Below are 13,731 nucleotides of genomic sequence, written 5' to 3'. Positions count from 1 at the left end.
TATTATTAGTCAGATTCAACTAATGATCTCATGAATTACTAGTCATTTCAGTGAAATTCACTCTGGACCTTGCCGTACCATTTTCGGTATTCGATAACTACAGAGACACATCATGAGCAATACCATGTTCCTCAGCGGGATTCAGGCGCTGGTCCAGCTGCCGATGATCCAACGCCGCCGCGACCGCGCGGCCGGACTGAATACCGCGGGCCTGATTTCCGGCTATCGCGGTTCGCCGCTCGGCGCCTACGATCAGCAATTGTGGAAGGCATCGAAAGACCTGGCCGCGCACGACATCGTGTTCCAGCCCGGCCTGAACGAAGACCTGGCCGCAACGGCCCTGTGGGGCGCGCAGATGCATAAGGCGTACGGCCAAACCAAGGTCGATGGCGTGTTCGGTATCTGGTATGGCAAGGGGCCAGGTGTGGACCGCACCGGCGATGTGTTCCGCACTGCGAACATGCTCGGTACTTCGGCGCTGGGCGGCGTACTGGCCGTGTCGGGCGATGACCACGCCGCGCAGTCGTCGATGTATCCGCACCAGACCGACGGTATCTTCCATGCTGCGTCCATGCCGGTGCTGCAGCCGGCGAACGTGCGCGAGGTGATTGAACTGGGCCTTGCGGGCATTGCCCTCTCCCGCTATTGCGGCTTATGGGTCGGGCTGAAAACCATTGCGGAAGTGATTGAAACAGCGGCCACCGTGTCGCTCGACGGCATGCCCGCTTACCGCCTGCCCGATGCGCCGCTGCCGCGGCATGGTCTGAACTGGGACCCGAAACTGGCTTGGCCCGCACAACGCGCCGAGCTGGAACGGCGCCTGATCGAAGAGCGTCTGCCCGCCGCGCGTGCGTGGGCGCGTGCGAACGGTATCGATCGCAGCATCATTGCCGCGCCACATAAGCGTTTCGGCATCATCACCGTCGGCAAGGCGCATCAGGATTTGATTCAGGCGCTGGAAGATCTTCAACTGGATCACGCTCAGCTGCGCCAGATGGGCATCTCGGTCTACAAGGTCGCCATGAGCTGGCCGCTGGAAACCGAAGGCGCCAGCGCTTTCGCCAGCGGCCACGAGGAAGTGCTGGTCATCGAAGAAAAGCGCGCCAACGTGGAGGCGCAGCTGAAGGACGCGCTGTACGGCATGGCCGTTCGTCCGCGCATCACTGGCAAGAGCGATGGCGAGGGCGGCACGGTACTGCCCGAGATTTCCGAATTCAGCCCGATCATTGTGGCACGGGCGCTGGCACGCCGCTTTGGCGACGCGCTGCCGCTGCTGCGCCAACGTCTCGCGGCATTGGAAGGTTCTGCTACGCCGCTCGCTGCCGCCGTGATCCCGGTGCGCGCGCCCTACTTCTGCTCCGGCTGCCCGCACAACAGCTCCACTCGTACGCCGGAAGGCTCGATGGCGGGCGGCGGCATCGGTTGCCATGTGATGGCGTTGTCGCAGCCGGAGCTGAAGACGCCGACCTTTTCGCAAATGGGCGGCGAAGGCGCGCAGTGGATGGGCGCCGCGCCGTTCTCCGCGACCGGGCATATCTTCCAGAACCTCGGCGACGGCACCTATCAGCATTCCGGCTTGCTGGCGGTCCGCGCTGCGGTGGCGGCCAACACCAATATCACCTACAAGATTCTGTACAACGACGCCGTGGCCATGACGGGCGGCCAGGCCGCGGAAGGCGTGATCGATCCGGCGCGCATCACGCGCCAGCTGCATGCGGAAGGCGTGCAGCGTATTGCGCTGGTGTCCGACAATCCCGAACGCTGGCAAAGCGACGCGGCCCTTGCACCACGTACGACCGTCCACGACCGCAGCGAGCTGGATGAGGTACAGCGCACGCTGCGCGAAGTGCGCGGCGTGACTGCCATCATCTACGAACAGACCTGCGCCGCCGAGAAGCGCCGCCGCCGCAAGCGCAAGGCCATGCCCGATCCGGAACGCCGCCTGTTCATCAATGAGCGCGTGTGCGAAGGCTGCGGCGATTGCTCCGTGCAGTCGAACTGCATCTCGGTTGAGCCCCTGGAAACTGCCTACGGCCGCAAGCGAAAAATCAATCAGAACGCCTGCAATAAGGACTTCTCCTGTGTGAACGGCTTCTGTCCCAGCTTTGTGGACGTTGAAGGTCCGCAGCTGCGCAAACCCGACACCACGCGTCTGAAAGCGCTGGAAGCCGAGCTGTCCGCCAGTCTGGCCATGCCGCACATTCCGGCGCTGGATGGCCCGTTCAACGTACTGGTTGCAGGCATCGGTGGCAGCGGCGTGCTGACGCTGGGCGCCTTGCTGGGCGGGGCCGCACATCTGGAAGGCAAAGCATCCACGGTGCTGGATTTTACGGGCTTGGCGCAGAAGAACGGCGCGGTCGTGAGCCAGGTGCGCCTGGCGCCAAGTGCGGAGCAAATTGGCGCTGTCCGCATCGGCAATGGGGCGCTGGATCTGATGCTGGCGGCGGACATGGTAGTTGCCGCCTCCGCCGACAATGCCGCGCGCCTGTCGTCGCAGCGTTCCGGCGCAGTGCTTAATCTGGATGAAACGCCGACCTCCGAAATCGTCCGCAATCGCGACGCCACACAGCCATCGGCCCTGCTGCGCGCCCGCATCCGTCAGCGCTGCCAGGCGGAGCGCTTCCATACACTGCAAGCAAATGCGCTGGCGCAGGCACTGTTCGGCGACACCGTCGTCGTGCACACGCTGATGCTGGGCTATGCATGGCAACGCGGACTGCTGCCCTTGTCGCTGGAGTCCCTGCGCCGCACCATCGAACTGAATGGCGCCGCCGTTGCGCTGAATCTGAGCGCCTTCCAATGGGGCCGTATCGCCGCCGAGTACCCGGACGTGCTGGAACGCGTGCGCCCGGCACCTGCTGTCGTCACGCCGGCCACGCAAAGCCTGGACGAGCTGATGGCAGCACGCGTCAGCGATCTGACGGCCTACCAGGACACCAGCTACGCGCAGCGCTTTGGCGCGCTGGTCACACTGGCGCGCGAAACCGAAGCGCGCGTGGCACCGGGCAAGGATGACTTCAGCCGCCAGGTTGCCATCAGCGCCTATCGCCTGATGGCCTATAAAGACGAATACGAAGTTGCGCGCCTGTACAGCAGCGAAGAATTCCGCGCCAGCCTGGCGGCGCAATTCTCCGATCATCGCAAGCTGTCGCTGTGGCTTGCGCCACCGCTGCTGTCGCGCCGCAAGCGCAAGTTCGGTCCCTGGATCTTCAGCGCGATGCGGGCTCTCGCTAGCCTGAAGGGCCTGCGCGGCACAGCGTTCGACATCTTCGGCTACACGGAGGAACGCCGCAGCGAGCGTGCCATGGCGGAGGAATTCATGCACCTCATCGAGCAGGAATGCGGCCGCATGGACAGCTCCCGCTATGAATCGGCGCTTGAACTGGCGCGCCTGCCGCAGGAGGTTCGTGGCTTTGGCCACGTGAAGCAGCAGGCGATGGAAGAATACCGGCGCAAGCTGCAGCAATGGCAGCACACGCCGCGCGCGGTCACTTCAGAACGCGCAACGCGAACTGCCTGATCAACTCCGCAAACTCGGCACTGCGGCGCAGGCTTACGCCATGGTCGCAGTCCGGGAAGCGGTAGGTCGTGGCGTGCTGCGCCGATCCCGCGTAGCTCGCCTCACCGCTCACGTGGAAGGTATCCGTTTCACCGTTCACAAACAGGATCGGCTGCGGAATCGCGGACACCATTCTGCGGAAGTCGATCTTGTGCAGCGCCCCCATCGCCTGCGGAAATACCGCGAGACTCATCCCCGAATTCATCGTGGCCTGTACATCCGCCGGGGCCAGACCGAATTCGTTCGCCAGCAGACCCGGCATTTTCTCGGCCACCAGTTTGCGTTCATCCTTCACCGCAAACATCAGGCGGAACAACCACGCCTTCAGCAAATGGGGCCACAGCCTCGGTCCGGAAAAATCGCGGCTGCTGCCGCCTAACACAAGCCCCTTCAATTGCTCACGCGGCAGATGGCTGGCCGCGGCCTGGGAGGTATAGCCACCCAGCGAATCGCCAGCCAGGATGACCGGCGCCGGCGCCACCGACTTCGCCGCCGCTACCACCGTATCGATGGCTGCCTGCAGCGTGAACCTTTCGTTGAGCCGCGCACCGTGGCCAGGCAAATCAGGCGTCAGCACATTGAAATCAGGTTCGAGCGCACGGCGCACAGGCGCCCATGAGGCGCCGTTCAATGTTGCCCCGTGAACAAGAATGATGGTCGGTTTCAAGAAAGTCTCCTCTTATGATTGTCTACTTGTTGGACAGGTTACCGCAATTCCGCGTAAATAAGATGCGTTTGTGCCATCCCGCCAACAAAACTTATACAACATGTTTGACATGTTTTGAAAAACACTTGTATTCTGGCTCAAAACAAAGCAAACGAGGAGACCATGAAGCCAGCCGTAGAAGAAGTCATCCGGACACTGCAGGACCGCTATGCGGACCGCGTCAGTGTTTCGAACGCCGTGCGCGAGCAGCATGCGCGCGGTGAAGGTCTCGCCACCAGCCTGCCGCCGGACGCCGTAGTCTGGCCGCTGGACAAACACGAGGTCTGCGCCATCCTCGCCCTGTGCAATGCGCATCGCGTACCGGTGATTGCTTTCGGCGCGGGCAGCTCGCTCGAAGGCCATGTCAGCGCGCCTTTCGGCGGCATCTGCATCGACATGTCGCGCATGAACGCCGTGGTGCAGGTCAATGCGGAAGACAGCGACTGCGTGGTCCAGCCGGGCATTACGCGCGAAGACCTGAATGCCTACCTGAAGGGTACGGGCCTGTTCTTTCCGGTCGATCCCGGCGCCAACGCCACCATTGGCGGCATGGTGTCCACCCGCGCCTCCGGCACCACCACGATCCGCTACGGTTCAATGGCGCACAACGTACAATGCCTGGAAGTGGCGATGGCGGACGGCAGTCTGCTGCGTGTAGGTTCGCGTGCCCGCAAGTCGTCCGCAGGCTATGACCTGGTACATCTACTGACAGGTTCCGAAGGCACGCTCGGCGTCATCACCGAGATCACCTTGCGCCTGCATCCTCTGCCGCCGGAGGTCGCCGCTGCCAGCTGCGCCTTCCCGACGCTGGACGCAGCGGTGCAGGCGGTGACGGATATGAGCATGTCCGGTCTGCCTTTCGCCCGCATTGAATTCCTCGACGAGCACACCGTTCGCGCCGTCAACCAGCATTCCAGTCTTGGTCTCACCGAACTGCCCACGCTCTTCCTCGAATTCCACGGCACCGAAGGCGGCGTGAAAGAACAGGCGGAACTGGCGCAGGAAGTCGCAGCCATGCACGGCGGCGTTGGGTTCGAGTGGGCGACGCGTCCGGAAGACCGTTCGCGCCTGTGGCATGCCCGCCACCTGGCTTACTTTGCAGCCCTGGCTCTGCGGCCGGGCTGCCAGTCGGTGGTGGCGGACATCTGCGTGCCGATGTCCGCCCTCGCCGGCAGCGTGGCCGAAGCGCGCTCGCTGATCGACAGTGAAGGCCTGGTCGCACCGATCCTCGGCCACGTTGGCGACGGCAACTTCCACGTGCTGTTCATGCCAATGCCAGACAAGCCTGAAGAACACGCGGCCGTTGATCGCGTGTACAGCGCCATGATCAATCACGCCCTCGCGGCCGGGGGCACCTGCACCGGCGAGCATGGCATCGGCATGGGCAAGAAGAACAAGCTGCTGATGGAGTACGGCGAAGGCGTCATCGGCTTGATGCGCTCGATAAAGCAAGCCTGGGACCCGAACGGAATTCTCAACCCGGGAAAAATATTCAGCTGAAAAAGTAGTCCCATAAAAAATAAGTAGGAGACAATCATGCAGCAAAATAAGCACTATCCCCGTACCGCCATCGCGGCAGCCGCCGCCCTGTTCTGCGCACTGCCTGCCTATGCGCAGCAACAACCGGCCGATGACGAAACCGTCGACAAGGTGATCGTCACGGCGCAAAAGCGCGAACAGGCGGCGATCGACGTTCCCGCATCCGTAACCGCCGTGCGCACCGAACAGCTGGCGCGCGAAGGCAAGACGCGCCTGGAAGACTATGCGGCGCAGATCCCCGGACTGTCGCTATCGTCCTTCCGTCCCGGCTTTACGCAGGTGACCCTGCGCGGCATAACCACCGGCGTCACGCAATCCGCCTCCTCCACTGCTTTCTATATCGACGAGATGCCGATCGGCTCCGTGAACGCCTACGCGGCCGGCAGCTCGGTGACCCCGGACCTCGACCCGGCGGAATTGCAGCGAGTGGAGGTGCTGAAAGGCCCGCAGGGCACGCTGTATGGCGCAGGCGCCATGGGCGGCCTGGTACGCTACGTCACTGCACCACCGGATTACCGTCAACTGCACGCCAGCGTTGCCGTCGGCGGCAACAAGGTCAAAGACGGCGGCGACGGCTGGACCGGGCGCTTCTCCCTCAACGTGCCAATCAACGACACCATGGCGCTGCGCGTATCCGGCTTCGAACGCCAGGATGGCGGTTTTATCGATCGCACCAACGGCGCCGAGGACGTGAACAGCTCGCGCGCCAAAGGCGGCCGCATCGCATTCAACTGGAACATCACGCCGGACTGGAAGCTGGCCCTGTCCGCTTTGAGCAACAAAGTCAACACGCGTGGCAATACCATTATCGACGTCGATCCGGCCACCTTGAAGCCTTTGTTCGGCGATATGAAGCAGAAGCGCTTTACCGATGAACTGTCCTCCGTCGACCTGAAGGTCTACAACCTCACGCTGAATGGGGAACTGGGCCCGTTCAGCATCGTGTCTTCGACCACCGTGCAGGATATGGATGCCGACCAGGGCTCGGACAGCACCTTCGGCTACGGCGCGGGCCTCGGGCCGCTGCTCAAGATCCCGGATCTCGGCATCGGCTACACCCAGAGCACCACGACTCACCGCGTATCGCAGGAACTGCGCGCCCGCTCCACGGCCTTGAACGACCGGCTGGAATACGAGGCGGGCCTGTACTACACCAGCGAAGACGACACCAACCGCATCCCGGACTTCAAGCCTTTCTCCACCACCACCGGCGCAGCCTATCCACTGCCGCGCATCGCCAAGGCCTCCATCGACACGACCTACCGCGAATACTCGGTGTTCGCCAACGCGACGTATGCGATCACGCCCGAATTCGACCTGCTGGGCGGCATCCGCCACGGCAAGGACGACCAGCACTACACTCAGGACTACAGTGGCTTGCTGATTGGCCCGGTGCCGGTCTTCATCAATTCCGGTTCGTCCAATAACAAGACCACCTACCTCGGCACCTTGCGCTACAAGCCCAACGCCACGACCGCCTTCTACGGCCGTGTGGCGACCGGCTATCGCCCGGGGGGCCCTAACGCCGTGCCGCCGACCGGCATCGGCAATGCGCCGCAAACCTTCCAGCCGGACACGCTGACCAGCTATGAACTGGGCTACAAGTCGGTGCTGGATGGCGGAAAGGTATCCATCGAAGCGGCCCTGTTCAGCACCAAGTGGAAGGACATCCAGATTCAGACCAGCGCCGCCGGTTTCAATTTCTACGTCAATGGCGGCGCTGCGCGCAGCCGCGGCGCGGAAGCCTCGATCATGTGGTATCCGGTTTCCGGCCTGTCGCTGCGCGGTTCGATGGGCTACACACTGGCCGAGCTGACCGAAGACGCGCCCGCAGCAGGCGGCGTCGATGGCGATCGCCTGCCTTTCGTGCCCAAGCTGAGCGGATCGGTTGGCGCCAACTATCGCTGGCACCTGTCCGGCAACTGGAGCGCCAACGCGGGCGGCACCGTCAACTACACCGGCAAGCGTGTCTCCGATTTCAGCAGGCACGCATCGGTGGACGTGGGTTCTTACACCACGCTCAATCTGAACGCTGGCATCGAAAACAACAACTGGCGCTTCTCGCTATACGCCAAGAACCTGAACGACAGCCACGGCATCACCTTCGTGAAGACCGAGTCCCTGAAGGCCGATGGCAGCCCGTTCGGCGAAGGCATTATCGCGCCGCGCACCATCGGCATCGAAGCCGGCTACCGATTCTGATCATGAACCAGTACACGATGCAAGACTTCACACTGTCCAGCGGCGTGGTGCTGCCGCGCATGGCAGTGGCTTACCGCCAGCTAGGCGAGATCAATGCGGCACGGGACAATGTGGTGCTGGTCCTGCATGGCTACACCACCGGTCCTTCCATGCTCGATCCCGGCGCCAATGTGGCGGAAGGATCGTGGAGTGATCTGGTCGGGCCGGGCAAGCCGATCGACACCAACCGCTACTGCGTGATCTGCCCGAATATGCTGGGCTCCTGCTACGGCTCGACCGGTCCTGACTTCATGCCGGACTTCCCGCCGATCACGGTGCAGGACATCGTCAATGCGCAGAAAGCCCTGCTGGATGCGCTGGGCGTGCGCAAGCTGGCAGCAGTGACCGGCCCCTCCTTCGGCGCTTATCAGTCCTTCCAATGGGCGGCCAGTTATCCGGACATAGTGGGCCGCGTCATCGCCGCCGTCGGCGCGCCCTGGCATCCCGCGCCGCCAACGGCTGCGGGCATTCTGAAATCGCTGCAATCCGATCCGGGTTGGGAACCCTGGTGCCGCGGCGACCGCAGCGCCATGCTGCCCTATCTGACTGCACAGCGCGTGAAGACGCTCACCCTGTACGGGGTCGATGCCGAATTGGCGCCGCGCATTCCCGATGCCAGCGAACGCGCAGCGGAAGTGGAGCGTCTGGCGCGTGAATGGGCAGAAGCCTTCGATCCCATGTCGCTGTTCGTATTGATGCAGGCGGCGGAAACGTTCGACGTGCGGCCGCAGCTGGCCGCAATGCAGATGCCGGTGATGTTCGTCTTATCGCGCACCGATCCCGTGTTCTCGCCAGCCCTGGGGAAAACGGTCATGCAAATGCCCGGCACCGAAAACTGGACCTATGTGGAACTCGACAGCGACAAAGGCCATTTCGCTTCCGGCGCGGACGCCGCGCTGTGGGCTGACGATCTGCGGTGCTTCATGCCGCAACAAATGGGAGAAGCCGCATGAAATCAGCACTCGACCGGTTGCCGCCGGACGTCCAGGCACCAGCCCCCGCAATGAAAAGCTTCAGCCCCGCCTATCGTGCTTATGTCCTGACAGCGCTGGCCGTGGTGGGCTTCATGTGTTCCGTCGACAAGGTCGTGATCTCCATGTTCATGGAACCGATCAAACGGGAGTTCCTGCTCAGCGACACGCAACTGGGCCTGCTCAACGGCCTCGCCTTCTCGCTGCTGGGCGGCCTGATCTCGATCCCGCTGGCGCGCATGGCCGACAGGGGCAGCCGGAAATGGATCATCTTCCTCAGCTTCGCCGCCTGGACGCTGATGACCGGCGCATCCGGCATGGCCAGCAGCTTCATGTTCCTGCTGGCGGCGCGCATTGGCGTCGGCGTCGGTGAAGCGGGCTGCGTGCCGGCCAGCCACTCGATGCTGGGCGATTACTATCCGCGCGAGCTGCGAGGCCGCGCCTATGCCGCGCACTTCAGCGGCGTCTATCTCGGCATGCTGGGCGGGATGCTGGGCGGCGGACTGCTAGTGAATTCAGTCGGCTGGCGCATGGCCTTCGTGTGGCTTGGCATTGCCGGCATGGTGATGGCGCTGATCTTCCAGCTGACCGTGCGCGAGCCGCTGCGAGTGGACCAGCCGCCAGCCGGCACGCTGGGCAAAAACATCTGGTCCCAGCTGGGCGACCTGCAGTGCTTCTTCATGCTGGTGCTGGCCTTTGCCTTCGTTGGCGTGGCGGGTGCGGTCGGCGCATGGCTGCCAAGTTATTTTGAACGGTCCTTCGCCTTGTCGCCACCGGTGGTTGGATTGGGGCTGGGCTTGTGCATTGGCCTTGCGAGCGGCATTGGCGCGCTGGCGGGAGGACAGATCAGCGTGCGGCTGGCGAAGAAGTCCCGCGCGCATGGCGCCAACTATTCGGCCTGGGTCAGCTGGGGTGTGCTGGTGCCGCTGATCGCCAGCTTCCATGTGCCTGACCCATGGGTAGCAATGGCGCTGCTCTTCATCACCTTCCTGGTGGCGGGCACGCTGGCGGGACCGGTCTTCGGCACCGTGCAGGACCTGGTTGCGCCGCAAGCCCGCGCTACCGCAGTCGCCATCATCGGCGTGGCGGGCGTGATCATCGGACAAGGCATGGGGCCAATGCTGGTGGGCGCGCTGAGCGACCTACTGGGCACAGCGGACGGCGGTGTCGGCGGCTTGCGCACAGCCATGACCGCCATCGCGATGATTAATATGCTGACGGGTTTCTTCTTCTGGACACTGTCGCGCCGCATCAAGCGCGTCTATGGCAGCAAGCCTGTTTGACAGGTCTCAATCGAGCGGTTAGGCTTCAAGCATGGATACCACTGCCACCATCTCTCCGCTCGAACGCCCCACACTGTCGGCGCAGGTAGCGCGCCACCTGCTCGCGCTGGTGCAAAGCGAACATCTGCGTCCGGGCGACACGGTGCCCAGCGAAGTCAAGATCGGCCTGGATCTGAAGGTCAGCCGCGGCAGCGTACGCGAAGCCTATCGCAGCCTGGCGGCACTGGGCATCCTTGAAATTGAAGGCGGACGCCGTCCGCGTCTGCGCGCCATCGATCCTTTCGTGCTGGCGCAGGTGTTCGATTACGCGCTCAACACGGCGCAAGTCAGCATCGCCCACGTCATTGAAACGCGCCGCGCCATCGAGCTGCAAACTGCGCAACTGGCGGCGCGCTATGCGACGCCGGAACAGCGCCAGACCTTGCGCGAGCTGGTCGCGCAGATGCGCGCGGCCGGCTCCGACCACGCCCGCCGCGTGGCCTGCGACACCGCCATCCATAGCGTCATTGCAGAAGCCAGCGGCAACCCGCTGAACAGCATCCTGCTGGCGGCCTTGCGCACGCCAGTGGAAGCCTCTTCCCGCATCCACTTCGACGACCGCCGCAGCGAAGCCGATCTGACCCGCGTGATCGATGCCCACCAGGCCGTGGTGGATCGCATTTGCGAAGGGGATGCGATGGGCGCGGTCTCGGCGATGTCCTATCACTTCGACATCTCCATCGTCCACGTCCCCCGCCAGGATGCCGCCTGACCGGTCTTCAGCCGAATTTGTCCACGTAAAGGGCGAACAGCTCTTCCACCAGCGCTTCGTATTTCGCCAATTCCGCCGGGCCATCCGGTGTCTGCCAGTCGTTCATCCAGGTGACCGTTTCACCTTGCGGCAACTGCATCTCCGCCATCACGGTGTCGTGCGGTTCATAAGAACAAGCCAAGGCCCAATAAAAATCGCGCCGGAAGCCGCGCCGCACATTGCCCAGGCCGAAATCGATCAGCACGGAATCGTCAACTACGCAGACCGCATGGCCTTCGATCTGGCCCGGCGCCGCATAGCCCGGGCTGCCCAGATTGAAACTGTGCTCGCCACGGATTATCTCCACATGGCAGGATTCGATGCGCGCATTGAAACCGTAAGCCGTCGTCACGCGTTTCACCAGCGACGACATCAGGAAGCAGATCCCGCCAAAATTGTGCAGATACAGCCAGCCGATATCGTAGAAATGGTCGTACAAGGTTTCGACCAGGTGCTGCAGGCGCGCATCCGGCGCCATGGCCAACAGCTGTTGCGACCGCAGATCCTTGCGCAGGATGAAGTGGCTTTCGAATTTGGACTGGTACTGCTTCAGTAATTCGACAAAGCGCTGCGTGGGCATGAGCCGCACCGAGCCCCCGTCCGCGCCAGTCTGCGCAACCAGCAGGCCCGAATCCACCATCGCCGCAATATGCGAGCGCAGCTCCGCTTCCGAATGTGGCATTTCCTGGAACACCACCTCCAGTTCCAGTGGCTTGCCGGAAACAAAATCATTACCGATTTTCAAAAATAAATCATAACCAACCATCGACGACGACAGCGGGATGTGCTCTACAATCCAATTGCGGACATCAGCGACGCCCTGCAATAAGGACGGTACGCGCTGGATTTGCATCTCTACTCCTTCCCAATGTGAAACACGTAAGAGTTTCCCTCATTCAACAGGTAAAACTCAAGCGTGCGCGCCATTTCAATTGTTGGAAGATGCAACAAATTGTAACGCCGCAGACGTCCTTGTCCGCTCAGCAGCACTGCAGGAACGCAACAGAATTACAGTCTCTTACAAATCCCGCTGCTGAGCCCACACGGTTGGATTACTCTTTCCTAATAGCAAGGACAGACAGGACCCCGCCATGACTTCTTCTGCCGCGATTTCCGATAACGATGCCGCCCGCTTCCTTGCGCAGGCGTCGATGGGCGCCAGCCGGGCGCTGATTGCCGAGGTCAAGTCCCTCGGCTACGGCGGCTGGCTCGATGCCCAGTTCGCCATGCCGTCCAGCGGAACGCGCTGGGACTGGCTGGTGGCCAAAGGCTTCAATGCCCTCACCTACAAAAATTCCGAGCAAGGCTTCGACGCGGCCGTCTGGCGCAAGTTGATTGCCGCGCCGGATACCTTGCGCCAGCGCGTTACGCTGGCACTGTCGGAAATCCTGGTCGTGTCGATCGACAGCCTGACGGGCTCCGGCTGGAAAGCCTTCTCGGCGGCGGCCTATCTCGATCTGCTGGAAGCGAGCGCTTTCGGCAACTACCGCACTTTGCTGGGCCAGGTATCGACCAGCGTCGCCATGGGCCAGTACCTGACCTTCCGCGGCAACCAGAAAGCGAATGCCGTCACCGGCTCGCATCCCGACGAGAACTACGCCCGCGAACTGATGCAGCTCTTCACCATCGGCCTGGTGCAGCTCAATCAGGACGGCACGCCCAAGCTGGTCAACGGCAAGCAGGTCTACACCTATACGCAGGACGACGTCAGCGGTCTGGCGCGCGTGATGACAGGCTGGGACTTCGACCTCGCCGGCGGCGACAAGAACACACCGGACTTCGTGCGCCGGCCGATGACCCAATACCCATCCCGTCACGAAACGGGCACCGCATCCCTGCTTGGCCGTACCCTGTCCGCCGGCATGAGCGGCGCGGACTAACTCTCCGCAGCGCTGGACGTGATCTTCGCCCAGCCCAACGTCGCCCCCTTCATCAGCCGCCAGTTGATACAGCATCTGGTGACGAGCAATCCGAGCCCGGACTTCGTCTCGCGCATCGCCGCCGTGTTCAACAACGACGGCAACAACGTGAAAGGCAATCTGCGCGCCGTGATCCGCGCCCTGTTGCTGGACCCCGAAGCGCGCCAGTCCAGCGCTGCCTCCGCCAGTTTCGGCAAACTGCGCGAACCCATGCTGCGCTTCCTGGCTTGGGCGCGGGCTTACAACGCCACGTCGGCCTCCGATGCCTGGGCGATCGGCAATACCTCGGATCCCGCGACCAGGCTGGGACAAAGTCCGCTGCGTTCACCGTCCGTGTTCAACTTCTTCCGCCCCGGTTATGTGCCGCCCAACAGCGCGCTGGCCACGGCAGGATTAGTGGCGCCGGAATTCCAGCTGTCGAACGAATCCTCGACTGTCGGCTATGTGAACTATATGCAGCGCGCCGTCTACTCCGGCATCGGCGACGTGAAGGCCGATTACAGCACGCTGGCGCCGCTGGCCGACAATGGCGCCGCTCTGCTGGCCGAAATCAACACGGTGCTAGCCGCCGGCCAGCTGGACGCGGAAACGCAAGCCCTGGTCGCCGGCGCCCTGAACGCCATGCCCAAAGGGACGGACAACGCCCGCCGCAACCGCATCGCTGCCGCCCTGACCCTGGTCATGGCCGCACCGAACTTTGTCGTTCTCAAGTAAGGAGCCGCC

The 13,731-nt window shown here is 62.9% G+C and carries 8 protein-coding genes and 1 pseudogene; 7 read left to right on the top strand and 2 right to left on the bottom strand.

What is annotated here, in order from left to right:
• Positions 1–112: 112 nt before the first annotated feature.
• A complete protein-coding gene (locus AB4Z19_RS02255) occupies positions 113–3,520 on the top strand; it encodes an indolepyruvate ferredoxin oxidoreductase family protein (RefSeq protein ID WP_442034103.1) in 3,408 nt (1,135 codons plus the stop codon).
• Here AB4Z19_RS02255 and AB4Z19_RS02250 read toward each other — a convergent pair.
• A complete protein-coding gene (locus AB4Z19_RS02250) occupies positions 3,489–4,226 on the bottom strand; it encodes an alpha/beta fold hydrolase (RefSeq protein WP_442026376.1) in 738 nt (245 codons plus the stop codon). The genes AB4Z19_RS02255 and AB4Z19_RS02250 overlap by 32 nt on opposite strands.
• Positions 4,227–4,388: 162 nt before the next feature.
• On the opposite strand from AB4Z19_RS02250, the gene AB4Z19_RS02245 reads away from it, so the two are divergent.
• The 5 genes from AB4Z19_RS02245 to AB4Z19_RS02225 are packed head-to-tail and all read left to right on the top strand — an operon-like array spanning position 4,389 to position 11,050.
• The gene (locus tag AB4Z19_RS02245; protein WP_442034101.1) at positions 4,389–5,765 is read left to right on the top strand and encodes an FAD-binding oxidoreductase; all 1,377 of its coding nucleotides are present in this window, start codon (positions 4,389–4,391) and stop codon (positions 5,763–5,765) included.
• 36 nt (positions 5,766–5,801) lie between these two features.
• Positions 5,802–8,006, top strand: a complete 2,205-nt coding sequence (locus tag AB4Z19_RS02240) for a TonB-dependent receptor (RefSeq protein ID WP_442034099.1) — start codon at positions 5,802–5,804, stop codon at positions 8,004–8,006.
• A 2-nt stretch (positions 8,007–8,008) separates the two neighbouring features.
• On the top strand, positions 8,009–8,998 hold the full coding sequence (locus tag AB4Z19_RS02235) for an alpha/beta fold hydrolase (RefSeq protein ID WP_442028146.1): 990 nt from the start codon (positions 8,009–8,011) through the stop codon (positions 8,996–8,998).
• Entirely contained in the window at positions 8,995–10,299 is a 1,305-nt protein-coding gene (locus AB4Z19_RS02230) for an MFS transporter (RefSeq protein ID WP_442028147.1), read from the top strand. Before AB4Z19_RS02235 ends, AB4Z19_RS02230 begins: the two co-directional genes overlap by 4 nt.
• Before the next feature lie 31 nt (positions 10,300–10,330).
• The gene (locus AB4Z19_RS02225) at positions 10,331–11,050 is read left to right on the top strand and encodes a FadR/GntR family transcriptional regulator (protein ID WP_442028148.1); all 720 of its coding nucleotides are present in this window, start codon (positions 10,331–10,333) and stop codon (positions 11,048–11,050) included.
• 7 nt (positions 11,051–11,057) lie between these two features.
• Here AB4Z19_RS02225 and AB4Z19_RS02220 read toward each other — a convergent pair whose 3' ends face one another.
• Positions 11,058–11,834: a hypothetical protein gene (locus AB4Z19_RS02220; RefSeq protein WP_442034097.1), complete on the bottom strand. Its 777-nt coding sequence runs from the start codon at positions 11,832–11,834 to the stop codon at positions 11,058–11,060.
• Between the two features lie 346 nt (positions 11,835–12,180).
• On the opposite strand from AB4Z19_RS02220, the pseudogene AB4Z19_RS02215 reads away from it, so the two are divergent.
• A pseudogene (locus AB4Z19_RS02215) lies at positions 12,181–13,722 on the top strand (DUF1800 domain-containing protein).
• The last annotated feature ends 9 nt before the right edge of the window (positions 13,723–13,731 follow it).

Origin of the sequence: Pseudoduganella sp. RAF19, assembly GCF_052114165.1 — a bacterium.
Lineage (GTDB): Bacteria > Pseudomonadota > Gammaproteobacteria > Burkholderiales > Burkholderiaceae_D > Rugamonas.
Note: the sequence above shows the minus strand (reverse complement) of the source record. Positions and strands in the feature narration are given on the sequence as shown.